20 protein-coding genes are annotated in these 22632 nt (G+C 74.7%); 9 read left to right on the top strand and 11 right to left on the bottom strand.

What is annotated here, in order from left to right:
• Positions 1-23: 23 nt before the first annotated feature.
• The 9 genes from QP089_RS14255 (at position 24) to QP089_RS14215 (ending at position 12611) form a co-directional block, all read left to right on the top strand.
• Positions 24-4358, top strand: a complete 4335-nt coding sequence (locus QP089_RS14255) for a type I polyketide synthase (protein ID WP_285912053.1) — start codon at positions 24-26, stop codon at positions 4356-4358.
• A gap of 28 nt (positions 4359-4386) precedes the next feature.
• A complete protein-coding gene (locus tag QP089_RS14250; protein ID WP_285912052.1) occupies positions 4387-5904 on the top strand; it encodes an FAD-dependent monooxygenase in 1518 nt (505 codons plus the stop codon).
• Between the two features lie 23 nt (positions 5905-5927).
• On the top strand, positions 5928-6977 hold the full coding sequence (locus tag QP089_RS14245; RefSeq protein ID WP_285912051.1) for a 3-oxoacyl-ACP synthase III family protein: 1050 nt from the start codon (positions 5928-5930) through the stop codon (positions 6975-6977).
• A gap of 46 nt (positions 6978-7023) precedes the next feature.
• Positions 7024-7248: an acyl carrier protein gene (locus QP089_RS14240; RefSeq protein WP_285912050.1), complete on the top strand. Its 225-nt coding sequence runs from the start codon at positions 7024-7026 to the stop codon at positions 7246-7248.
• Complete coding sequence (locus QP089_RS14235) at positions 7245-8051, top strand: 2-oxo acid dehydrogenase subunit E2 (protein WP_285912049.1); 807 nt, start codon at positions 7245-7247, stop codon at positions 8049-8051. Before QP089_RS14240 ends, QP089_RS14235 begins: the two co-directional genes overlap by 4 nt.
• Positions 8035-9102, top strand: coding sequence for an alpha/beta hydrolase family protein (locus QP089_RS14230; RefSeq protein WP_285912048.1), 1068 nt, complete (start codon positions 8035-8037; stop codon positions 9100-9102). The genes QP089_RS14235 and QP089_RS14230 overlap by 17 nt, the downstream gene beginning before the upstream one ends.
• A gap of 79 nt (positions 9103-9181) precedes the next feature.
• Positions 9182-10165 carry an aldo/keto reductase gene (locus QP089_RS14225; protein WP_285912047.1) on the top strand — a complete coding sequence of 328 codons (984 nt, stop codon included), beginning with the start codon at positions 9182-9184 and terminating at the stop codon, positions 10163-10165.
• A gap of 44 nt (positions 10166-10209) precedes the next feature.
• Positions 10210-10983 (top strand): class I SAM-dependent methyltransferase, encoded by a 774-nt coding sequence (locus tag QP089_RS14220; protein WP_285912046.1) that lies wholly within the window; start codon positions 10210-10212, stop codon positions 10981-10983.
• Between the two features lie 83 nt (positions 10984-11066).
• Positions 11067-12611, top strand: coding sequence for an MFS transporter (locus QP089_RS14215; RefSeq protein ID WP_285912045.1), 1545 nt, complete (start codon positions 11067-11069; stop codon positions 12609-12611).
• Positions 12612-12664: 53 nt separating this feature from the next.
• Here the strand turns inward: QP089_RS14215 and QP089_RS14210 are convergent, their stop codons facing one another.
• The 11 genes from QP089_RS14210 to QP089_RS14160 form a co-directional block, all read right to left on the bottom strand.
• Complete coding sequence (locus QP089_RS14210; protein WP_285912044.1) at positions 12665-13270, bottom strand: dTDP-4-dehydrorhamnose 3,5-epimerase family protein; 606 nt, start codon at positions 13268-13270, stop codon at positions 12665-12667.
• Positions 13257-14231 carry an NAD-dependent epimerase/dehydratase family protein gene (locus QP089_RS14205; protein WP_285912043.1) on the bottom strand — a complete coding sequence of 325 codons (975 nt, stop codon included), beginning with the start codon at positions 14229-14231 and terminating at the stop codon, positions 13257-13259. The genes QP089_RS14210 and QP089_RS14205 overlap by 14 nt, the downstream gene beginning before the upstream one ends.
• The gene (locus tag QP089_RS14200; RefSeq protein ID WP_285912042.1) at positions 14228-15604 is read right to left on the bottom strand and encodes an NDP-hexose 2,3-dehydratase family protein; all 1377 of its coding nucleotides are present in this window, start codon (positions 15602-15604) and stop codon (positions 14228-14230) included. Before QP089_RS14200 ends, QP089_RS14205 begins: the two co-directional genes overlap by 4 nt.
• Positions 15601-16824 (bottom strand): nucleotide disphospho-sugar-binding domain-containing protein, encoded by a 1224-nt coding sequence (locus QP089_RS14195; RefSeq protein WP_285912041.1) that lies wholly within the window; start codon positions 16822-16824, stop codon positions 15601-15603. Before QP089_RS14195 ends, QP089_RS14200 begins: the two co-directional genes overlap by 4 nt.
• A gap of 53 nt (positions 16825-16877) precedes the next feature.
• Entirely contained in the window at positions 16878-17945 is a 1068-nt protein-coding gene (locus tag QP089_RS14190; protein ID WP_285912040.1) for a glucose-1-phosphate thymidylyltransferase, read from the bottom strand.
• Positions 17946-18016: 71 nt separating this feature from the next.
• A complete protein-coding gene (locus tag QP089_RS14185) occupies positions 18017-18529 on the bottom strand; it encodes a PH domain-containing protein (protein WP_285912039.1) in 513 nt (170 codons plus the stop codon).
• A complete protein-coding gene (locus QP089_RS14180) occupies positions 18516-18722 on the bottom strand; it encodes a ferredoxin (RefSeq protein ID WP_285912038.1) in 207 nt (68 codons plus the stop codon). Before QP089_RS14180 ends, QP089_RS14185 begins: the two co-directional genes overlap by 14 nt.
• Positions 18723-18745: 23 nt before the next feature.
• Positions 18746-19990 carry a cytochrome P450 gene (locus QP089_RS14175; protein ID WP_285912037.1) on the bottom strand — a complete coding sequence of 415 codons (1245 nt, stop codon included), beginning with the start codon at positions 19988-19990 and terminating at the stop codon, positions 18746-18748.
• Between the two features lie 76 nt (positions 19991-20066).
• Positions 20067-20837: an AfsR/SARP family transcriptional regulator gene (locus QP089_RS14170; RefSeq protein WP_285912036.1), complete on the bottom strand. Its 771-nt coding sequence runs from the start codon at positions 20835-20837 to the stop codon at positions 20067-20069.
• Positions 20834-21619, bottom strand: coding sequence for a thioesterase II family protein (locus QP089_RS14165; protein WP_285912035.1), 786 nt, complete (start codon positions 21617-21619; stop codon positions 20834-20836). Before QP089_RS14165 ends, QP089_RS14170 begins: the two co-directional genes overlap by 4 nt.
• Positions 21620-21636: 17 nt before the next feature.
• The gene (locus QP089_RS14160) at positions 21637-21801 is read right to left on the bottom strand and encodes a hypothetical protein (RefSeq protein WP_285912034.1); all 165 of its coding nucleotides are present in this window, start codon (positions 21799-21801) and stop codon (positions 21637-21639) included.
• Positions 21802-22632 lie beyond the last annotated feature (831 nt).

Raw genomic sequence — 22632 nt, 5'->3', positions numbered from 1 at the left:
GCGCCGCGGAAGGGACCGGCCCCATGGCCAGCGAGGACAAGCTCGTCGACTACCTCAAGTGGGTCACCAGCGACCTGCACCGGACCCGCCGGCGGCTGGCGGAGCTGAAGGCCGGGCGGCAGGACCCGGTCGCGATCGTGGCGATGTCCTGCCGGTACCCGGGGGGCGTGCGCGACCCGGACGGGCTCTGGGACCTGGTCGCCGCCGGCACCGACGCGGTCTCGGGCTTCCCGGCGGACCGCGGCTGGGACCTGGAGGCGCTGTACGACCCCGACCCGGACCGGCCCGGGACGAGCTACGTCCGGGAGGGCGGGTTCCTGCACGACGCCGCGGAGTTCGACGCGGGCTTCTTCGGGCTGAGCCCGCGCGAGGCCCTCGCGACCGACCCCCAGCAGCGGCTCCTGCTCGAGCTGGCCTGGGAGGCGTTCGAGCGGGCGGGCATCGACCCCGCGGCGCTGCGCGGCAGCAGCACGGGCGTCTTCGCCGGGATCATGTACGCCGACTACGGCGGCCGGATGGTGAACGGCTCCCCCGACGGCTTCGAGGGCCTCCTCGGCAACGGCAGCGCCGGGAGCGTCGCCTCGGGCCGCGTCGCCTACACCTTCGGCCTGGAAGGCCCGGCCGTCACCATCGACACCGCCTGCTCGTCGTCGCTCGTCGCGCTCCACCAGGCGTGCCGGGCGCTGCGGGACGGCGAGTGCACCCTCGCCCTCGCCGGCGGCGCCACCGTCATGGCGACGCCCGGGATCTTCGTGGAGTTCAGCCGCCAGCGCGGGCTCTCCCCCGACGGCCGCTGCCGGTCGTTCGCCGCCGCGGCCAACGGCACCGGGTGGGGCGAGGGCGCGGCGCTGCTGCTGGTGGAGCGGCTGTCGGACGCCGAGCGCAACGGCCATCCCGTGCTGGCGGTGATCCGCGGCACGGCCGTGAACCAGGACGGTGCGAGCAACGGGCTGACCGCGCCCAACGGCCCCGCGCAGCAGCGCGTCATCCGGGCGGCGCTCGCCGGGGCCGGGCTGGACCCGGCCGACGTCGACGCCGTCGAGGCGCACGGCACCGGCACCACCCTCGGCGATCCGATCGAGGCGCAGGCCCTGCTCGCCGCGTACGGGCGGGACCGCGAGCGCCCCCTGCGGCTCGGCTCGGTCAAGTCCAACATCGGGCACACCCAGGCGGCCGCCGGGGCGGCGGGGATCATCAAGATGGTCATGGCCATGCGGCACGCGACCCTGCCGCAGACCCTGCACGTCGACGCGCCCACCCCGCAGGTGGACTGGACCGCCGGCGACGTGTCGCTGCTGACCGCGCCGGTCCCCTGGGAAAGCGCCGGCCGCCCGCGGCGCGCGGGCGTGTCGTCCTTCGGCGTGAGCGGCACCAACGCCCACGTGGTCATCGAGGAGCCGCCCGCCGTCCAGGACCCCGAAGACGACCGCGGGCGGGACGGCGGCGCGGGCGGGGCGCCATGGGTGATCTCCGCGCGCAGCCAGGAGGCGTTGCGGGCGCAGGCGCGCCGGCTGCGCGAGCACATGTCGGCCGAGCCGGCGCCGGACCCGGCCGACGTCGCCTTCTCGCTGGCCACCACCCGCGCGCACTTCGACCATCGCGCGGCGATCGTCGCCGCGGACGGCGAGGGGATGCTGCGCGGGCTCGCGGCGCTCGAACGCGGCGAGCCCGCCGCCGGGCTGGTGCAGGGCAGGGTCGCGCCGGGCGGGCTGGCGTACCTGTTCACCGGCCAGGGGAGCCAGCGCCTCGGCACGGGCCGCGAACTCCACGGCGCCTTCCCGGTCTTCGCCGAGGCCTTCGACGAGGTGTGCGGGCATCTCGACCCCCACCTGGACGTCCCGCTGCGGGAAGCCGTGTTCGACCGGCCCGATCTGATCGGCCAAACCGTCTACACCCAGACCGGCCTCTTCGCTTTGCAGGTCGGGCTCTACCGGCTGCTGTCCGCGTTCGGCCTCTCTCCCGACGTGCTGCTGGGGCATTCCATCGGCGAGCTGTCCGCCGCCCATGTCGCGGGGGTGCTGTCCCTGCCCGACGCGTGCACGCTGGTGGCCGCCCGGGGGCGCCTGATGCAGTCCGTTCCCGACGAGGGGGCCATGCTCGCCGTACGGGCGCCGCTGGAGAACCTCCTTCCCGCGCTGGAGGGCCGGGAGGCCGAGGTCTCCGTCGCCGCCGTCAACGGCCCCGACTCGGTCGTCCTGGCCGGGGACGCCGCGGCCGTGGACGAGCTCGCCGCGCGCTGGTCGGCCCAGGGCCGCAAGGTCAGGCGCTTGCAGGTCAGCCACGCCTTCCACTCCCCGCACATGGACCGCGTCCTGGAGGAGTTCCGCGCGGTCGCCGAAGGGATCACCCCCTCCGCGCCCGAGATCCCCGTCGTCTCCAACGTCACCGGCGACCTGCACCGGGACTTCGACGCGGACCACTGGGTCCGGCACCTGCGGGACACGGTCCGGTTTGCAGACGGGGTGGCGCGCGTCCGCGACCTGCGCGCCGCCACCTACCTCGAGCTCGGCCCGGACGGGACGCTGTGCGCCATGGCCCGCGAGTGCCTCGCCGCCGCCGGCGACCGCGACGGCGCGCTGGCGCCCGTGCTGCGCGCCGACCGGCCCGAGGTCCAGGCACTGTCCGAAGCGCTCGCTCTGGCGCACACGCGCGGGAAGGACGTCGACTGGTCCGCCGGCTTTCCCGGACGGCGCGTCCCCCTGCCGACGTACGCGTTCCAGCGCAACCGGTACTGGCTGGATCCGCCGGCCGCCCCCGCCGGCGCCGGGTCCGCCGCCGACGCGGGGTTCTGGAGCGCGGTCGACGAGGGCGACGTCGCCGGGCTGGCCGCGACGCTGCGGCTCACCGGCGCCGAGAAGGAGGCGCTGGAGCGGATCGCGCCCGCGCTCGGGCGGTGGCGCCGGCAGCGACGCTGGTGGCACCGGCTGGTCTGGAAGGCGGTCCCGCCCGTCCCCGTCCCGGCCCTGCACGGCTCCTGGGTCATCGTGGCGGTGCCGGGCGCGGCCGACGACGCCTTCGTGAACGCGCTCGCCGGCGCCCTCACCGCGCACGGCGCCGGCACCGTGAAGGTCCTCACCGACACCGGGGACGACGCGCTCCGCGGCGACCCGCCCGAAGGCGTGCTCTGGCTGGGCGGCGGCCCGGCCGCGCCCGCGGGCGTCCCGGCACCGGTGTGGACCGTCACCCGCCGCGGTGTCGCCGCCGTGCCCGCCGATCCGCCCGTCGACCCGGCCCCGGCGGCCGTGTGGGACCACGGCCGGATCATGGCGGTCGAGTCCGCGCGGCCGCCGGGCGGGCTGGTCGACCTGCCGCCCGAGCCGGACGAACGCGCCCTGGCCCGGCTCGCCGCGGTGCTCGGCGGGGCCACCGGCGAGAACCAGGTGGCGATCCGCGGCACCGGGATCCTCGCCCGGCGCCTGGTCCGCGCCGCCGCCCCGTACGGGCCCGCGGCGTGGCGCCCCGAGGGCACCGTGATCGTCGCGGGCGACGGGCCGCTGCGCGACCCGGTCGCGGACTGGCTGGCCACCGGCGGCGCCGAGCGCGTCGTCCTGCTCCCCGCGGGCCGCGACCCCGCGGACGAGCTCGCCGCCGTCCCGCCCGGGGACGCGCTGAGCGGCGTCGTCGTCGTTCCCTCCGCGCGGGCGGAGGCGGCGGCCGACGCCGCGGAACGGCTCGACGCGCTCACCCGGGACCGCGACCCGGGCGAGTTCCTGGTCCTCACCTCGGCCACCGGAGTGTTCGGCGCCGAGGGCCCGGAGGCGGTGGCCGCGCAGGCGGCGGCGCACGCCCGCCTCGACGCGCTCGTCCAGCGCCGCCGCGCCCTCGGCCTGCCCGCCCGCGTCGTCGCGCTGGGCCCGTACGAGGGCGGTCCCGAGGACCTGGGCGCGCTCGGCGTCCGCCCGGTGGCGGTCGGCCCGGTGCTCACGGCCCTGAGCCGGGCCCCCTGGCGCGAGGCCGCGTCCTGGATGGTCGTGGACGCCGACTGGGCGCGGATGCCGCCCTTCCGGCTGCTGGAGGACATCCCCGAGGCCGTCCGTCCCGCGTCCGCGCCGGCGTCGGAGGCCGACGGGGCCGGCTGGCGCGACCGGTTCGCCGCCGCGTCCGAGGCCGAGCGGGAGGAGCTCCTGCTCGACCTGGTCCGGACGCACGCAGCGGCCGTCCTCGGGCACGGGTCGGCGGAGGCCCTGGACCCCGAGCACGGCTTCGTGGAGCTCGGGCTGTCCTCGTTCACCGCGCTGGAACTGCACGGCCGGCTCGTCGCCGTCCTCGACCACGACCTCCCGCCCCTGGCCGTCTACGACCACCCCACACCGGCCGCATTCGCCGCGTACCTGCGGACGGAACTCACCGGCGCCTGACGGCGGCCGCCAACGAAAGGAACCTGCCATGGACAACGGCATGGACAACGACACGGGCACCGGGGCCGGCGCCCCGGACGCCTCCGTCGTCATCGTCGGGGCCGGCCCGGTCGGGCTGATGCTCGCCTGCGAGCTCGGGCTCGCGGGCGTCGACACGGTGGTGCTCGACCGGGCGCCCGACCGGGAGACCGGCGAGAACCTGCGCTCCACCATGCTGCACGCGCGGGCGGCCGACCTGCTCGACCGGCGCGGCCTGCTCGACCGGCTCCGCCGGATCGAGGAGCCCGCCAAGTGGCCCATGATCCATTTCGCCAACTTCTGGCTGGACCTCACCGAGCTGCTCGACCACGAGTACTCGCTCATCGTCCCGCAGCTGCACACCGTCCGGGTGCTGGAGGAGCGCGCCCGCGAGCTCGGGGCCGACATCCGCCGCGGGCACGAGGTGACCGGCCTCGACCAGGACGCGGCCGGCGTCACCGTGCGGGTGCGCACGCCGTCCGGCGACCGGTCCGTCTCCGGCCGCTACCTGGCCGGCTGCGACGGCGAGGACAGCACCGTGCGCGAGCTGGCCGGCTTCGAGGCGCCGCCGAGCGGAGCGCCCTGGTACGGCATCCTCGCCGACTTCGAACGGCTCGACGCCCAGTGGGGCTCGACCATGTACCCGGGCGGGCTCCTCGGCATCACGCCCCACCCGTACAAGAAGGACTGGGTGCGGATGATGACGGTGGAGTTCGGCGTCACCGGGCCCGGGCGCAACGAGCCCGTCACCGCCGCCGAGCTGGGCGAGAGCCTGCGCCGGGTGAGCGGCGAGGAATGGACGCTCGAACCGCCCGCCTGGATGTACCGCTACAGCGGACGCACCCGCCTGGCGTCCGCCTACCGCCGCGACCGGGTGTTCCTGGCGGGCGACGCGGCGCACGTGCACTACTTCGGGGCCGGGCACGGGACCAGCACGGGCCTGCACGACGCGGTGAACCTCGGCTGGAAGCTCGCCGCCGAGATCCTCGGCTGGGCGCCGCCCGGCCTCCTCGACACCTACCACGCCGAACGGCACACGGTCGGGCGGCGGGTCCGCATGAGCCAGCAGGCGCAGCTGGCCCTGCAGTACCCGCTCGACCGGGTCGAGCCGCTGCGCGAGCTGTTCGGCGAGCTGGTCGGGCTGCAGGACGTCAACCGGCTGCTCGTCGGGCTGGTGACCGACGTCCGCTACCCGGTCGACGGCGCGCACCCGCTGGTCGGCCGCCCGGTCCCGGACGCGGCGCTGTTCACCGCGCGCGGCGAGACGCGCACCGCCGAGCTGCTCCGCGCCGGGCGCGGCGTCCTCATCGACCTCTCGGACGGCGCCGCCACCGGCCTCGGCCCGGCCGCGGAGTGGGCCGGGCGGGTCGAGGCCGTCGCGGCCAAGCCGGTCACCGAGATCGACGCCGCCGCCGTGCTCGTCCGCCCCGACGGGCACGTGGCCTGGGCCGACCCCGAGGGCACCGACGAGGACGGGCTGCGCGCCGCCCTCGGAACCTGGTTCGGTGCGCCGCAAGCGGCGCTTTAGGGCCGGTGCCGACGATGAGGGGCATGCACTCCGCCGACGTCCTCCTCCGATCGGCCGGGACCGCCCTGCCCGGCCCGCCGATCGACAACGCCGCGCTGGCCCGGCGGTTCGGGATGAGCTCCACCTGGGAGCAGTGGGTCGACGCGTTCGTCGGCACCCGCAGCCGCCACCTGGCCGTCGACCTGGAGACCGCCGAGGTCCGGTACTCGCTCGCCGACCTCGGCGAGACCGCGGCGCGCCGGGCGCTGGCCGCGGCCGGGCTGGGCACCGAGGCCGTCGACGTGGTCGTGCTGGGCACCTCCACGCCCGACCAGCTGATGCCGACCACGGTCAACGTCATCGCCGACCGGCTGGCCCTCAACGACCTGCCGACCTACCAGCTGCAGTCGGGCTGCACCGGCGCGGTCCAGGCGCTGGACGTGGCCTGCCGGCTGCTGGCCGGCGGCGGCCACCGGACCGCCCTGGTCATCGGCGGGGACGTGTGCGCCAAGCACTACGACATGAGCGTCAACCCCGCCGAGCTGCCGCCCGCCCAGCAGATCAACGGGCTGCTGTTCGGCGACGGGGCGGGCGCCGCCGTGCTCAGCACCGACCCCGGGACCGGCGCGCCCGGCACGACCGGGACGGCCGCGGTCCGCGACGTGCGCGTCCGCTTCACCGGCATGAACCGGCCGCCCGGCCAGACCGTCGAGTGGTTCGGCGCCGCCGACCGCGGCTCGGACCGTCCGGGCGCGGTCGAGGACTACAAGGCGATCGAGGAGTCGGTGCCGGCGATGGCCGCGGACACCCTCGAGGAGATGCTCGCCGACCTGGACTGGAAGCGCGACGACCTGGCCTTCCTGCTGCCGCCGCAGCTGTCGGGGCGGATGACGGCCCGCATAGCCGAGCGGCTCGCGGTGCCCGGCGCGCAGGAGGTCACCTGCGTCGCCGACACCGGCAACACGGGCAACGCGCTGCCGTTCTTCCAGCTGGAGCGGGCCCTGCCCCGGATGGTCCGGGGCGACCGCGCGCTGGCGCTGGCGGTCGAGTCGAGCAAGTGGATCAACGCGGGCCTGGCGCTGGAGGCGGTGTGACCGGCGGCGGGACGAACACGGCAGGTCCGACGGGCGAGGAGGGCCCATGAACATCGACGACTTCGTCGCGCTGGTCCGCGACGAGCTCGGGCTGCCGGTGACGGCGGCGGACGCCGGGCGGTCCTTCGACGAGCTGCCCGGCTGGGACTCGGTCCATCTGCTGTGGCTGCTGACCACGCTGGAACGCGAGACCGGCCGCCCGCTGTCGCTGCCGGACGTGCTGGAGGCCGGCAGCCTCGCGCAGCTGCACGCGCTGGCGGTGGCGGCATGACGCCCGCGGCCGGGCCGCGGCCGATGGCGCCCGAGCGCCGGCACACCCTCTACTTCCTCGGGTCGATCCGGTCCTTCTCCCCCGTGTTCCTGGACACCGAGGTCGACATGGGCCGGGTCGCCGCCCACCGGCAGGCCGCCCGCGCCGGCGGCCGCCGCTACTCGGTGGTCGCCTACGTGCTGCTGGCCGCGGCGCGGGCGCTGGCCGCGCACCCCGAGGCCAACGCCGCCGTCCGCGGCCGCCGCCGTCCGCGGGTCGCGCGCTACGAGAGCGTCTGCGCGAAGCTCACCCTCGACCGGACCCTGAACGGCCGGCGGATCGTCCTGTCGGCGGTCCTTCCCGGGCTGGAGTCGGCGGACCTCGACGCCGTCCAGGAGCAGATCGACCACTTCCGCGACGGGGACCCGGCCCGGATGCCGGAGTTCGCCGGGGCGCGGCTGCTGCACAGGCTCCCGTGGCCGCTCGGCCCGCTGGCGTTCCGGCTGGCGTCCGCGCCGCTGCGCCGGCGTCCGGAGCTGCTCGGCACCTTCGCGGTCACCTCGCTCGGGCACCGCCCCGTGGACGCCTTCCACTCGGTGGGCGGCACCACGGTCACGCTCGGCGTCGGCCGGATCGCCGACCGGCCGGTCGCCGTCGACGGCGAGGTGGCCATCGCGCCGGTCATGCGGCTCAGCCTGGCGTTCGACCACCGGGTGATCGACGGCGCGGAGGCGGCGGACGTGCTGGCCGACATCAAGGACGGGCTGGAGCGGTTCACGGTGGCGAAGGCGATGGTGGAGGCGACCGGTGAACGATCCGGCTGAGCTCAAGGAGTTCGCGGCGCTGCACGCCCGGAACCAGGACATCTCCGGCTACGAACGGCTGCTGGGCCGGATCGGGTCCGACGACCCCGACCGTCCCGACGCGTGGGTCCGGGTCTGGTCCGAGGCGGCGGCCGAGCACGAGGCCGCCGGGCGCCTGCTCGACGCGTGCCGGCACTACAACATGGCGCGTTTCCCCTACGTCGACGGTCCCGCCCGGCAGGCCGCCCTGGAGCGCTGCGTCGACGCGTTCGACCGGTGGCGCGGCGACCGCGGGATCGAGCGGATCGACCTGGAGGTGGACGGGGCGCGGGTCGGCGCCTGGGCGGCGGGGCTGTCGGCGGACGACCCGAAGCCGCTGGTCGTGGTCATGGGCGGCATCGTGAGCATCAAGGAGCAGTGGGCCCCGGCGATGGCGGGACTGCGGCGGCTCGGCATGGCCGCGGTCGTCACCGAACTGCCGGGCGTGGGCGAGAACACGCTGCGCTACACCCCGGACGGGCACCGGATGCTCAGCGCCGTGGTCGACGCGGTGGCCGGCCGCGCGGACACCGCCCGGACGTACGCGCTGGCGTTCAGCTTCGGCGGCCATCTGGCGCTGCGCTGCGCCGCCGACGATCCGCGGATCCGCGGCGTGGTGACCGCCGGCGCCCCGGTCCACGACTTCTTCACCGACACCGAATGGCACGGGCGGGTCCCGCAGGTCACCGTGGACACGCTGGCCCACCTGACCGGGACCAAGCCCGAGGACGTCCTCGGGTCGCTCGGCGACTGGGCGCTGCCCGCCGAGCGCCTGGCCGCGCTGAGCGTCCCCGTCCACTACATGGCCAGCGCCCGGGACGAGATCATCCCGCCCGGCGAGACCGCGTTCCTCCGGCGGCACGTGCGCGACCTGGACCTGCTGCGGCACGACGACGTGCACGGGTCCCCGGGCCACGTCGCCGAGACCCGCCTGTGGACCGCGTGGTCGCTGCTGCGCATGCGCGGCGAGCTCCCGGTCCAGCGCGCGGTGCTGGGAGCCCTGCTGCGCGCCCGCAGGGCGCTGGGCCGCTGAACGCGCGGGTGCCGCCGCCGCGGCTCTGCGAACGGACCGTTGTCGACGATGCCCGCGGACGCGCGATCGGAGGCGCTCGATGATGCAGGTGCGCTTGGGGCGATGCGGGCTGACGGTCAGCCGGCTGAGCCTGGGGACCGTGAACTTCGGCGGCAGGGTCGAGGAGGAGGACGCCCACCGGCTGATGGACCACGCGGTCGCCCGGGGCGTCACCCTGATCGACACGGCCGACATCTACGGCTGGCGGGTGCACAAGGGGTACGCCGAGGAGGCGATCGGCCGGTGGCTGGCGGCGCGCGGGCGCCGCGACGACGTCGTGCTGGCCACCAAGGTCGGCAACCCGATGAGCGAGGCCCCGAACGACCGCGGGCTCTCGGCGCGGCACATCGTCGCGGCCTGCGAGGACTCGCTGCGGCGGCTCGGCACCGACTGGATCGACCTCTACCAGATGCACGCCGTGGACCGGTCCGTCGGCTGGGACGAGATCTGGCAGGCGATGGAGCTGCTGGTCGCCCAGGGCAAGGTCCGCTACGTCGGCTCGTCCAACTTCGCCGGCTGGCACCTGGCGGCCGCGCAGGAGGCCGCGCGCGCCCGTCACTTCGTCGGGCTGGCGTCCGAGCAGTGCGTCTACAACCTGGTCACCCGCCACCCCGAGCTGGAACTGGTCCCGGCGGCCGAGGCCTACGGCCTGGCGGTCCTGGTCTGGTCGCCGCTGCACGGCGGCCTGCTCGGCGGCGTGCTGCGGAAGCTGGCCGAGGGCACGGCGGTCAAGTCGGCGCAGGGGCGCGCCGCGGCGGCGCTGGAGACCCACCGCGACACGCTCGTCGAATACGAGCGGTTCTGCCAGGACCTGGGCCGGGACCCGGCGGAGGTGGGGCTGGCCTGGGTGCTCGCCCGTCCCGGCGTGACCTCGGTCGTCATCGGGCCCCGCACCCCCGCCCATGTGGACGGCGCGCTCGGTGCGCTGGACAAGCCGCTGGCCGCGGACGAGCTCGCCCGGCTGGACGAGCTCTTCCCGCCGGTCGGCAACGGCGGGCCCGCGCCGGAGGCCTGGCTTTCCTGACCTTCCAGCACCGAGCACCGAGCACCGAACAGGAGACGAGCCGCATGACCGAGCCGCAGTACAAGGACCCGCACATCATCCCGCACGAGTCCCCCGGGGAGCGCGACTCCCGCGAGCGGCTCGCCAAGCTGCTGGCCGAGACGCCCATCCCGCCCGAGTACCTGATCGACAACCTGCCGGTCTACCTGCGCCGGCAGCAGCTCAGCGACCTGCTGTCGATGGACGCGCTGTACCGGATGATCGCCGGCGTGCCCGGCGTGATCATGGAGTTCGGGGTGCTGCACGGCCGGCACCTGGCGGCCTTCACCGCGATGCGCAGCATCTACGAGCCCTACAACTCGCTGCGCCGGGTCATCGGGTTCGACACCTTCACCGGGTTCCCCGACGTCGCCGAGGTCGACCGGGTCAGCCCGAGCGCGGTGCCGGGGCGGTTCGCCATGCCGGCGGACGAGGTCGACCACCTGCGCGAGGTGCTCGCCGCGCACGAGGCCGGCGAGCCGTACGGGCACACCCGGCGCAGCTTCGTGGTCAAGGGCGACATCCGGGAGACGGTGCCCCGGTACCTGGAGGAGAACCCGGAGACCGTCATCGCGCTCGCCTACATCGACGTCGACCTCTACGAGCCGACCCGCGAGGTCCTCAAGGCGATCCGGCCGCACCTCACCAAGGGCAGCATCGTCGCCTTCGACGAGCTCGCCCATCCGAAGTGGCCCGGGGAGACCACGGCGGTGCGCGAGCTGCTCGGTCTCGACCACGGCCGGCTACGCCAGCTCCCGGGCCGCGAGCCGCCCGTCATCTACCTGGAGTGGGGGGTCTAGAAGGCCCCGGAAGCGCGCCCTTGCCGCTCCTTCCGCATGATGTTATCGTCTAACAGTATAGTCACTAACATTTTGGAGGGGGCATGGCCGGGCAGAGCCTGCGGCGGCAGTGGTGGGGCATGGGCATGATGTGCCTCGCGGTCGTCATGATGGGGATGGACTTCTTCATCATGAACGTGACGCTCCCGGCGATCTCCCGCTCCCTGGACGCGAGCACCACCGAGATCGCCTGGATCGTCGGCGCCTACAGCCTCACCGGCGCGGGGGGCATGCTGCCCGCCGGCTCGCTCGGCGACCGGTTCGGGCGCAAGCGGCTGCTCCTCATCGGCATGGTGCTGTTCGGGGCGGGCTCGGTCTGGGCGGCGCTGTCGGGCTCGCCGGGCGAGCTGATCGCCGCGCGGGTGGTCCAGGGCGTGGGCGGCTCGATCATCCTCCCGCTGACCCTCGCCATCACCTCGGTGACCTTCGAGGGGCCGGCCCGGGTCAAGGCGCTCGCGCTGAGCGGCGGGGCCATCGTCGTCGGCATGCCGCTCGGGCCGATCATCGGCGGCGTGCTGCTGGACCACTTCTACTGGGGCTCGGTCTTCTGGATCAACGTCCCGTTCCTGCTCGTCGCCCTGGTGGGCAGCGCGCTGCTGCTCGACGAGTCGCGCAACCCGGCGGCGCCCTGGCTGGACGTCGCCGGGGCGGTGCTCGCGGTCGGCGGCATCGTCGCGCTCTGCTACGGCGTGCTGAACGAGGCGGACCACGGCTGGACCGCCCCCTCGACCTACGGCCCCGTCATCGGCGGCATCGCCGTCCTCGCCGCGTTCCTGGCCTGGGAGCGCCGCTGCGCGCACCCGCTGGTCGACCTCGCCCTGTTCCGCAACCGCCAGTTCACCTGGGCGACCTGGGCGACCGTGGTCGTCTCGCTCGTGCTGTCGGCGGTGCTGTTCCTCATCCCCATCTACTTCGAGTCGGTGGCCGGGAACTCCCCGCTCAGCGCCGGGCTGCGCCTCATCCCGCTGATAGTGACGATGCTGGTCGGCGGCTCGGTGGCGCCCGCTGTCAACAAGGCCGTCGGAACCCGGCTCACCGTGGCGATCGCGCTGGTCGTCACCGCCGCCGGGCTGGTCCTGCTGTCCCGCGTGGGCGCCGGGACCGGCTACCTCGAGACCGCCATCGGCCTGGCCGTCTGCGGGCTCGGCATCGGCGCGGGCACGGCCCCGGCCATGGACGCGGCGCTGGCTGCGGTGGGCGGCGGCGAGGCAGGCGCGGGCGCCGCGCTGACCAACACGCTGCGCCAGGTGGGCTCCTCCTTCGCGGTCGCCGGGGCGGGCACGATCGTGTCGAGCACCTACGCCCGGCACCTCGACCCGCACCTCGGCGGGCTCCCCGGACCGGCCGCCAAGGCCGCCCGCGAGTCGGTCTCGGTGGCCGGGGCCGTCGCCGACCGGCTCGGCCCGGCGGGCGACGCGCTGCGGCACGCGGCGGGCGCCGCCTTCAGCGACGGCATGTCGCTGGCGATGCTCGGCTGCGCCGCCGTCTCCGTGGCGGGCGCGGTGCTCGTCCAGGTCTTCATGCCGGCCGAGGTGGTCGAGGAGAGCGACGCCCGGGAGCCGGCCGAAGAACCCGCCGCCACGCACTGACGGCGGCCGTGAACACCGGCGTCCCGGTCTGCCCCCGTGGCCGGGGCGCCGGCTCACGTCTCGCGCGGCACCCGTTCGTGCAGTGCGCGGCACGTCCGGTAGTCGGGCAGCCGCCCGGCGGCGGCGACCTGCCCCAGGGTCGGGGCCGCGGCGTCCTTGGCGGACCGCAGGGGCGGTCCGGTGAGGCCCCACGGGATGCCGAGCTCGGGGTCCAGCGCCTGCACGTCGATCATCCGGCCGGGGGCGTACTCCGTCGAGCACAGGTAGCTCACCCGGGCCTCGTCGGTGAGCGCCAGGAAGCCGTGCGCCAGCCCCTCGCCCAGGTAGACGGACGTCCCCGACGCCTCGTCCATCCGGGTGACCTCGAACACGCCGAAGGCCGGAGAGCCGCGGCGCACGTCCAGCGCCACGTCCAGGATCGCGCCCCGCACGCAGGTGACGAGCTTCGCCTCGCCCGGAGGGGTCACGGTGGCGTGCAGGCCGCGCAGCGTGCCGCGGACCGAGACCGAGTAGTTGACCTGGCGGATCACGAACGGACGGCCGAGCACCTCGCGCAGCGCGTCGTCGCGGTAGGCCTCGTGGAGGCCGCCGCGCTCGTCGCGGTGGTGCTCGGGCTCGATCCGGAACGCGTCCGGGATCGCCATCTCACGGAACCTCACCGGTCGCCTCCTCCTCGCGGGGCCACGCCCGCCACAACGCCCTGAGCGAATCGTCGAGCCCGTACCGCGGCTTCCAGCCCAGCAGTTCCGCGGCCCGGCCCACATCGAGGGCCTGCCTGTCCCGCCCGCCGTGCCCGGCGCCGCGGTCGGGCGGCCGCTCGCGGACGTCCGCGGCGACCCCGCTCGTCGCGACCAGGCGCGCGACCACCTCGCGGACGCCGATCGCGGCGCCGCGGCCGATGTTGATCGCCTTGCCGGCGACCGGGGCGTCCGCCGCGGCGACGACGGCCCCGCCCACGTCCCGCACGTCGACGAAGTCGCGGTGGGCGTCCAGGGCGTACAGGTCGAGGACCGCCCGCCCGCCGGCGCGCGGAGCGGCGGCGAGCGCGGCGGCGACGGTCCCGAGGAGGCTCTGCCGCGGCATCCCCGGGCCGATCGCGTTGCTGACCCGGAGCACCACGGCGTCGACGCGCCCCGAGGCCGCCGCCGCGAGGATCGCGGTGGCCGCGCGCGCCTTGCCCTGCCCGTACGGCGAGACCGGGCGCAGCGGCGCGTCCTCGTCCAGCGCGGCGCCCGGAGGCGCGGCACCGTACTCGTGCAGCGTCCCCAACTGGACCAGGCGCGGACGTACGGGTGCGCGCGCCAGCGCGTCGAGGACGCGCTCGACCAGGACCTCGTTGGACACCGCCATCTCGGCCGGGGTGCAGCCCCAGAACGCGCCCGCCGCGTTGACCACCGTTCCGGGCGCGAGGTCGGTCAGCAGCCGGGTCAGGTCCGCGGTGCCCGCGGCGGCCGCGTCCAGTGCCAGCGGGCGCGCCCCGGCCGCCCCCGGCACCCGGCCCGCGCGCCGGGACACCGCCACCACCTCCCGGCCCGCGGCCAGGAACGCCGAGCAGACGTGCCGCCCGACGAAGCCGGTGGCGCCGAGGACCAGGACGGGCCCGGCCTGCGGCCCGCTCACCACAACGTGTGCAGGGCCGCGATGAGGCAGCGGGCCTCGATGTTGAACAGGTTGCCGTAGCGCACCAGGTCGCAGAGCTGGCGGACCGTCATCCAGACGTAGTCCTCGGGAACCTCGACCGGGAACCGCTCGTCCGCCTCGACGATGAGGTAGCGGTTCTGCGCGTGGTACAGCCGGCCGCCCTCCTCCGACTGGACGGTGTCGTGCCGGATCTGCGACGGGCGCGCCGACAGCACGTCGCCGAGGAACGGCACGGCGTCCGGCCCCGCGGCCCTCAGGTCGTCGGGCGAGCACTGGACGGTCGGCGCCATCTCCACCAGGTCGAGCGTGCCGCCCTCGGTGCGCGCCTGGATCAGCACGTGCAGGACGCCCTCGATCCGCCGGGTCACGAACGCCAGCAGGCCGCGGCCCGCCGGCGCCAGCATGGGCTGGGCCCAGCGGGCGACCTCCCGGTTGGCGGCCTGCACGTCCACGCCGATGATCGAGAATCCCCCGCCGTCCGCGCGCTCGATCCGCCCGCCGGTCCTGGTCCAGGAGCTCACCTTGTTGAGCGGGATGCGCCGCCGCTGGAGCCGGTGCCGCGTCTTGGCGTCGGTGAACCAGCTCAGCAAATGGGAGGTGTCGTGCAGGCCGCCGTACCACCCGTTCAGCGAGCGCTGCAGGGCGGCGCGGTAGGCGTCCTCGGGCGGGACGGCGTGGTGGTCGTGCGGCGGGAGCGGCGGCGTGCCGGACAGCACCGTCCGGGTGTCCATGTTGACGAGGTCGTCCGTCCGCAGCAGCTCCCGCAGCTGCGACAGCCCGACCCAGTGGAAGTCGTCCAGGACCGGCACGTCCCCGTCCACCTCGACGATCATGTTCCGGTTGCGCTTGTGCAGGTACCAGGCGCCCTGCTCCGACTGCAGGACGTCGAAGACGACCCGCCCCCGCCGGGAGGTGAAGTGCTCCAGGTAGGGCGGCGTGCCGCCGTCGTGGACGCGCGTGTAGTTGCTGTAGGTGGCCTGGACGGTCGGCGAGAGCTGGATCCCGTTGACGTTGCCCGGCTCCATCTTGGCCTGCAGCAGGTAGTACGTCTCACCGCCGACGTTCCTGGACAGCAGGCCGAGGATCCCGAACTCGGGCTGCACGATGATCGGCTGCGTCCACCCCTTCGCGGAGCGGCCGGCGGTGCCGCCGGCGGCGGTGACCTCCAGGCCCTCGATCGAGAAGAACCCGCCCTTGTGGTGCACCAGGTTCCCGGTGCCGCCCTGCACGGACCACCCGTCGAGACCGTCGATCGGCACGGGTTCGACGCGGTAGGGGTTCAGCCGGCGGCGCTCCCCGAGCCACTCGCACAGCGAGGACGTCCCCGTCCTCGGCATGACCGAGTCCGTCATGATCGCAGGCCTTCGAGTCCGGCCACCATCGCGGCCGGGGCGGGCTGGGCGAGCATCTCGTCCCGGAGCCTGCGGGCGGCATCGGCCTGGCCGCCGCCCGCCAGGGCGCTCGCGGCCGCGGCCTTCATCGAGTCGCGGTCGGCCTCGCCGGGCTCCAGCGAGACCCCGGCGCCGGTCCCCGCCAGTTGCCGCGCGCAGAACGCCTGGTCGAAGATCTTCGGGACGGTGATCTGCGGGACGCCGTGGTAGGCGGCGGTGAGCATCGTCCCGCCGCCGCCGTGGTGGATGATCAGGTCGCAGGACGGCAGCAGCAGGTTGAGCGGCATCTCCGACACCACCCGCACCCCCTCGGGCACCGGCCCGAGCAGGTCGCGGTCGGCGGCGCCGACGGTCACCACCGGCTCGACGTCGAGGCCGGCGAGGGCGTCGATGATCGCGGGCACGGCGAACTCCTCCGCCTCCTGCCCCGCCTGGGCCGCGCTCACGGTGCTCCAGCTGACGCAGACCCGCGGCCTGTCGGCGGGGCGCCGCAGCCACTCCGGAACGGTGCTCGGGCCACCGTTGTAGGGGATGTAGCGGAAGGCGACGCGGCCGGCGATGCCCGGGGACTGCATGCTCTCCGGGCAGGGGTCGAGGGTGAACTCGGCGGGGTCGGCGCGCATCTCCGCCTTGTACTGCTCGAACAGCGCCACCAGGTAGTCGGGCCAGTCCTCGGGGGCGAGGCCGAGCCCCGGGAAGCCCATCTTCATCAGCAGGTCCGGCCCCCACAGGATGCGCACCAGCGGGGCGCCGACGGTCTCGGCGGCCAGCGTGCCCGCGATGACCAGCGGGTCGGACACCACCAGGTCGGGCTCCCAGTCGCGGGCGAACGGCACGAGCTCCTCGGCCATCGCCTCCGCGAGCCGGTGGTGCGTGGGCAGCACCACCTCGTTGTTGATCCGCTTCTTCTCCGCGGGGTCGAGCGCCACGAACTTGTCGAGCGTCCCCGCGTGCTTGAGGTCCTCCCGGCGCGTGTTGCGCCGGTACTCCTCCATCTGCTGCTCGCGGCCGTACCCCGTGCCGACCGGCACGAAGGGCAGGCCGGACGCGGTGACGGCGCCGGCGATGAGGGGCTGGGCGGCGACCCGGACCTCGTGGCCGGCCGCCCGCAGCGCCCACGCCAGGGGCACCATCCCGTAGAAACTGTTCGGCTGGGCGAAGGGGGTGAAGAGAACGTGCACGACGAGCCTCCTAAGGGAGCGGAAGGGCCGGGGGGCCGGGGCGGGCGGTCACGTCAGCCGGCCAGTTCGACGCGGCAGTCGTCGGCGAGCAGCAGGGTGTGCGTCCGGCGCCCGGGCGCGGCCCGGCGGACGTCGCCGGCGCGGCCGATGACCGAGGACCGGATCGGGCCCACCCCGTGGATGGTCGCCCGGTCCAGCACGATGGAGTGGGAGATGTCGGAGTCCACGAGCGAGCAGCCGTCGCCGAGCGCGGTGTAGGGCCCGATCCGGCTGCCGGAGACCAGGCTTCCCGCGCCGATGATCGCCGGGCCGGTGACGACCGACTCCTCGACGAGCGCGCCCGGCTCGATGGCCACCGGCCCCCGGATCTCGGTGCCCGGCCCGACGCCGCCGCGCCGGGCGGGCTCCAGGCCGTCCAGCATCGCGCGGTTGCAGTCGAGCAGGTCGTCGACCGTGCCGGTGTCCCACCACGGGTCGTTCAGCACCGTGGCGCGCACGTCCGCGCCGCGCTCGACGAGCCACTGCACCGCGTCGGTGATCTCCCACTCGCCCCTGCCGCCCGGCCGGATGCCGGCGATCGCCCGGTGGATCTCGGGGGTGAAGAAGTAGGCGCCGGTCACCGCGAGGTCGCTGCGGGGCGCAGCCGGCTTCTCCCACAGCCCGACGACCCGTCCCCCGTCGCCGAGCTCGGCGACGCCGTACTGCCGCGGATCGGACACCTTCCGGACGACGAGCTGGGCCGCCGGGCGGTGCGCGCGGAAGTCGGCCAGCGGCGCCGAAACCCCCTCGCCGAAGACGTTGTCGCCGAGGTAGAGCACGAAGTCGTCGTCGGCCAGGAAGTCGCGGGCGATCGCGACGCAATGCGCGAGCCCCAGCGGCCGTGCCTGCGGCAGGTAGGTGACGGCCAGGCCGAACCGGGACCCGTCGCCCACGGCGTCGCGGATCGGCCGGCCCTCCCCGCTCACGACCATGCCGACGTCGCGGAGACCCGCCGAGCGCAGCGCCTCCAGCGCGTGGAACAGCACCGGTCTGTTCGCGACGGGGACCAGTTGTTTGGGAAGTCCGTGGCTCAGCGGCCGGAGCCGTGTTCCCGCGCCCCCGGACAGGACAAGTGCCTTCATGCCTACCTCGTGCTGCTCTGAGGGGACGGCCCCTCGCCGACGTGGTCGTGGTTCGGTGGATTGCCGATCGGTCAGGGACGGGCCGCGGTCTCCCCGTCGGGACGGGGGCTCTCGCGCGTGCGCGAGAGCTCGCGGCGGGCCAGGTCGATGTCCGGGAAGTTCTTGAAGGCGCGGGTCTCCCCCGTGTCGGTCACCACGACCAGGTTTCCGGCGCCCAGCCGCCGCTGGACCCGCCCCGCCTCGACGGAGAAGCTCCGCACCCGGGCCAGCGGGACGCTCCAGATCCTGCTCCGCAGGACGCCCTGCCGCAGGGCCAGCCGGTCGCCGGTGAGCACGTGCCTGCACCGCAGCCAGCGCAGCACCGGGACGACGCCGACCACCAGGAGGACCTTGACCGCCTGGACCAGGATCGCGAGCTTGACGAAGCCGAGGAATCCGCCGCCGGGGAGCAGCCGCATCCCGGCCCACACGGCGAGCGCGGCCACCCCCGCCTTCGCCAGCGGGCGGACCAGCGTCCACCAGCACGGCCGCCGGTCGAGGAGGGGCTCCCCGTCGCCGGCGGGCCCCCCGTCAGCGCGGTCCATGGCGGTCGTCCACGGAGATGGCCGCGGTGGGGCAGCGGTTCGCCGCCCGGCGGGCCCGCTGCGCGTGCGCCCCGTCCGGGTCGGGGAGCAGCAGGAGCACGAGGCCGTCCTCGTCGGTGTCGAAGACGTCCGCCGCCGTGAGGACGCACTGGCCGGTGCCGATGCACCGGTCCCGGTCCACGCTGATGCGCATGATCCTCCGTTCGTCCCCGCCGCTCACCAGGTCACGGGGAAGCTCTGCAGGCCGAAGATCTGCCCGTCGTACTTGCACGCCAGCTCGTCGACGGGGACGGCCGGGCGCAGCCCCGGCATGCGGTCGAACAGCGTGCGGTAGGCGATCTCCAGCTCGGCCTGCGCGAGGTTGCGCCCGATGCACTGGTGCACCCCGTAGCCCCAAGCCAGGTGCTGGCGGGCGTTGCGGCCGACGTCGAACTCGTCCGGCCGGTCGAACACCCGCTCGTCCCGGTTGGCCGAGGCGCCCAGCACGAAGATGCCGTCGCCGGCGCGGACGGCCTGGCCGCCGACCTCCAGGTCCTCGGTCGCCATCCGGTCCATGGCCGCCCAGTCGGTGACCGTGTGGAAGCGCATCAGCTCCTCCACCGCGGCGGGCCACCTCGCCGGGTCCTCCCGCACCGCGGCGAGCTGGTCGGGGTGCTCGCACAGCGTGAGGACCCCGAGCGGGATCATGTTCGCGGTGGTCTCGTGCCCGGCGACCAGGAGCTGGAAGACCATGCCGACCATCGCGTCGTGGCCGAGCTCCCCGGTGCTGCGCCGCTGGGCGGCCAGCCGCCCGATCAGGTCGTCGCCCGGCTCCTTCTCCGCCGCGGTGACCAGGTCGTCGAGATAGGTGCGCAGCTCCTGGAACGCGCCGATGGCCCCCATCGGGTCGACGTGCACGTTCAGCATCCGCGCGGTGCAGGACTGGAAGAACTCGCGGTCCGCGTACGGCACCCCGAGCAGCTCGCAGATGGCCGCGGCCGACACCGGGGAGGCGAACGCGGCGACCAGGTCGGCGGGCCGCTCGCCGGCGAGCATGGCGTCGATCAGCTCGCCGACCGCGCGCTCGATCCCCGGCCGCAGCCGCTTGACCCGGGTGAGGCTGAACTCCGAGATCACCATCCGCCGGTAGGTGTCGTGCTCGGGCGGGTCCATGTTCACGAACTGGCCCTGCCGCAGCCGGGCGAGCTGCTCGGCCTGCTCGGGGGTCGGTTCCGGCGCCCCCGGCGGCGCCACGCTCGGGAACCCGGGCCGGGTGGGGTCGGTGCTGATCCGCGGGTCGGTCAGCACCTGCTGCGCCTCGGCGTGCCGGGTGACCGCCCACGCCGTGCTCCCGTTCGGCAGCCGCACCCGCACCAGGGGCGCGGCCGCGCGCAGCCCCGCGTACTCCGGCGGGGGCTCGAACGGGCAGCGCCGCGGCATCGGGAAGCCCTGCGCATCCGGGCGTTGGTCGACCGTGTCCATGCTCCACCTCTCACGCGCCGGCCGGCGGGGACGCCATTGTCGGAACCGCCGCTAAAGGAGATCTGAAGGCCGCGGCTCAGCCGGCCGCGGCGAGTTCGAGCTGTTCGTCGGCCTCGAGGATCGCCTGGTGGACGCTCTGCAGCAGCCGGCACGGCTCCACCCCGAGCTCGGTGTTGAGGGTGCGCCGGGCCAGCTGGTACACGTGCAGGGCCGCCGCCTGGGACTCGGACCGGTACAGGGCGAGCATCAGCTGCCGGTAGAAGGCCTCCCGCAGCGGGTGCTCGGCGATGAGCGACCACAGCCGGCCCGCCAGCTCCCGGTGCCGGCCGAGCTCCAGCTGGGCCTCGATGAGCATCTCGGTGCACTCCAGGCGCGTCTCGGCCAGCGCGGTGAAGAACCCGTCGACGACCGGGCGGTGCCGCAGGTCGGCGACTAGGGAGCCGTGCCAGAGGCCCAGCGCGTTCTCGAACGACGCGGCCGCCTCGGCGAACCGCCGCCGGCGCATCCGCTCGCGGCCGCGGTCCATGTGCCGCAGGAAGTCGTGGAAGTCGAACTCGTCGTCCCCGAGCCGCAGGACGTACCCGAGCGAGCTGGTCTCGATCGGGCTCGCGGCGCGTCCCGGCCGGTCCAGGAACTTGCGCAGCTGGGAGATGTAGACGTGCAGGCCGGCGGTGGCCCGGCGCGGCGCCTGGTCGCCCCAGATCTCCATCATGAGCTGGTCGGTCGTGACGATCTGGTCGCAGCGGACCAGCAGCGCCGCCAGCAGCGTCTCGATCTTCGGCGCGCTGATCGTGGAGACGCGCTCGCCGTCGGCCACCCGCAGCGGCCCCAGAATCTCGTACCTCACCGTGGGCTCCCGTCATCGGACGTTCGAACGGACTGGGTGATCGCCGCGGTGACCTCGGCGCGGCGCTCGTCGAGATAGAAGTGGCCGCCGGGGAAGACGCGCAGGTCGCACGGCCCGGTGGTGTGCTCGGCCCACGCCGACGCCTCCTCCAGCGTGGTCTTGGGGTCGCGGTCGCCGACCAGCACGGTGATCGGGCAGTCCAGCGGGGGCCCCGGCGGGCAGCGGTAGGTCTCGATGGCCCGGTAGTCGTTGCGGAGCACCGCGAGGATCGAGGCGCGCAGCTCGGGTTCGGCGAGCACGCGGGGGTCGGTGCCGCCCACCTCGCGCAGCTCCGCCAGCACCCCGGCGTCGTCGCGGGTGTGCACGGTCTCGTCCCGGCCGCGGCTCGGCGCGCGGCGGCCGGAGACCAGCAGCCGGACCGGGCCGGTCCCGCCGCCGCCCGCCGCGGCGGCCGCGTGGAAGCGCCGGGCCACCTCGAACCCCAGGATCGCGCCCATGCTGTGGCCGAAGATCGCGAAGGGCGGCTCCACCGCGCGCGCCAGCACCTCGTACAGGTCGTCGGCGAGCGCGGTGACGCTGGGGACGAGGGGTTCGCGGCGGCGGTCCTGGCGGCCCGGGTACTGCAGGGCCAGCACCTCGATCTCCGGCGCCACCGCCCTGGCGAGCTCCAGGTAGTAGCTGGCCGCGCCGCCGGCGTGCGGGAGGCAGACCAGCCGCAGCTCGCTCTCCGGCGCGGGCTGGAACCGCCGGATCCAGAGGTCGTCGACGACATTGTTCGGCATCGGGTCCGGTCCCTTCCTCACAGCGTGATGCCGCCGCGGGCGCCGGAGCGCGCCGGGCCGGCCGTCGGGGACCCGCGCAGGCCGGCACGGACGGTCCGGCCGCCCGGAAGCGGGTTCTGCCGGAGTTCGACGTCGCAGTTCTCGAGTTCCTTGCACTTGCAGGCATTTACCGGGTCCGGCATGCCGCTCCTTAGATAAGGTCAACGTGTCGGCACATATTGCGGAGACTAGGAACGCCGCGAGTTTTCCTGAAACCCCTACCGCCCCCTACCGACCCCTACGCGTTCGGGTGGACCCCTATAACGGCCTAACGGCCGGGCGCATGGTCGTAGTGGCATGTCACCGCCCGATCGTTGATCATGTCGGGGCGGTGCGGTCCGCGGGTCCGGCGCCACCGAGCGTTCGCCCGCTTCGGCGGGCGGCCGGCGCGGGCGCGCCCGGCGAGCCGGGTACGCACCGTCGGCACATCAAGATCATTAGTTGCGATGATCTCGGCAGGGGGGCGGTTCCGGCGCCGCGCGATTCAGTTGACGACCGATCGGTAAGCAACGATGATGGCGCTGACCCGCCCGGTGCGCCGTCGCGGACGGGCCCGGGAAGCGCAGGCAGAGCCGCTCACCAGGGGGATCTCCGCGCAGCGCTCCCAGCTCCCGCGAGGCGCCGATCCACCGAACCAGTCGAAGCCGATCACCCACCGACATCGATCGATATGGCTGCGTACATGCTCCCGCTCTCACACTGGATCCCGACCGTGCCGCACACGACCGAAACCGCTCGGGAACAGGCCCCTTAACGCCTCCGCAGCGTGACCGGATCCGGTCGCCTCGATATGGCGCCCCTTTCTTGTAACACGTAATTAACGCGCCCGCCGGCCGAAGTGACAGATCACGAGTGATCTGTTTCACATCCCCGCACTCCATTACCGCTCGTCGCCATTCGATGACGAACCGTCGCCCGCACGGCCTCCTTGACACCGAGTCGCGAATCGCATTCAGGCGGCGGTCAAAGACCCG

Source organism: Actinomadura opuntiae (assembly GCF_030283205.1).
Taxonomy (GTDB): domain Bacteria; phylum Actinomycetota; class Actinomycetes; order Streptosporangiales; family Streptosporangiaceae; genus Spirillospora.
The sequence above is the reverse complement of the archived record's forward strand: the minus strand, read 5'-3'. Positions and strand labels throughout refer to the sequence as shown.

Coding starts and splice junctions, on each gene's coding strand:
- QP089_RS14255 (WP_285912053.1), top strand. CDS start 24: ATGGCCAGCGAGGACAAGCTCGTCGACTACCTCAAGTGGGTCACCAGC.
- QP089_RS14250 (WP_285912052.1), top strand. CDS start 4,387: ATGGACAACGGCATGGACAACGACACGGGCACCGGGGCCGGCGCCCCG.
- QP089_RS14245 (WP_285912051.1), top strand. CDS start 5,928: ATGCACTCCGCCGACGTCCTCCTCCGATCGGCCGGGACCGCCCTGCCC.
- QP089_RS14240 (WP_285912050.1), top strand. CDS start 7,024: ATGAACATCGACGACTTCGTCGCGCTGGTCCGCGACGAGCTCGGGCTG.
- QP089_RS14235 (WP_285912049.1), top strand. CDS start 7,245: ATGACGCCCGCGGCCGGGCCGCGGCCGATGGCGCCCGAGCGCCGGCAC.
- QP089_RS14225 (WP_285912047.1), top strand. CDS start 9,182: ATGATGCAGGTGCGCTTGGGGCGATGCGGGCTGACGGTCAGCCGGCTG.
- QP089_RS14220 (WP_285912046.1), top strand. CDS start 10,210: ATGACCGAGCCGCAGTACAAGGACCCGCACATCATCCCGCACGAGTCC.
- QP089_RS14215 (WP_285912045.1), top strand. CDS start 11,067: ATGGCCGGGCAGAGCCTGCGGCGGCAGTGGTGGGGCATGGGCATGATG.
- QP089_RS14200 (WP_285912042.1), bottom strand. CDS start 15,604: ATGACGGACTCGGTCATGCCGAGGACGGGGACGTCCTCGCTGTGCGAG.
- QP089_RS14190 (WP_285912040.1), bottom strand. CDS start 17,945: ATGAAGGCACTTGTCCTGTCCGGGGGCGCGGGAACACGGCTCCGGCCG.
- QP089_RS14185 (WP_285912039.1), bottom strand. CDS start 18,529: ATGGACCGCGCTGACGGGGGGCCCGCCGGCGACGGGGAGCCCCTCCTC.
- QP089_RS14180 (WP_285912038.1), bottom strand. CDS start 18,722: ATGCGCATCAGCGTGGACCGGGACCGGTGCATCGGCACCGGCCAGTGC.
- QP089_RS14175 (WP_285912037.1), bottom strand. CDS start 19,990: ATGGACACGGTCGACCAACGCCCGGATGCGCAGGGCTTCCCGATGCCG.
- QP089_RS14165 (WP_285912035.1), bottom strand. CDS start 21,619: ATGCCGAACAATGTCGTCGACGACCTCTGGATCCGGCGGTTCCAGCCC.
- QP089_RS14160 (WP_285912034.1), bottom strand. CDS start 21,801: ATGCCGGACCCGGTAAATGCCTGCAAGTGCAAGGAACTCGAGAACTGC.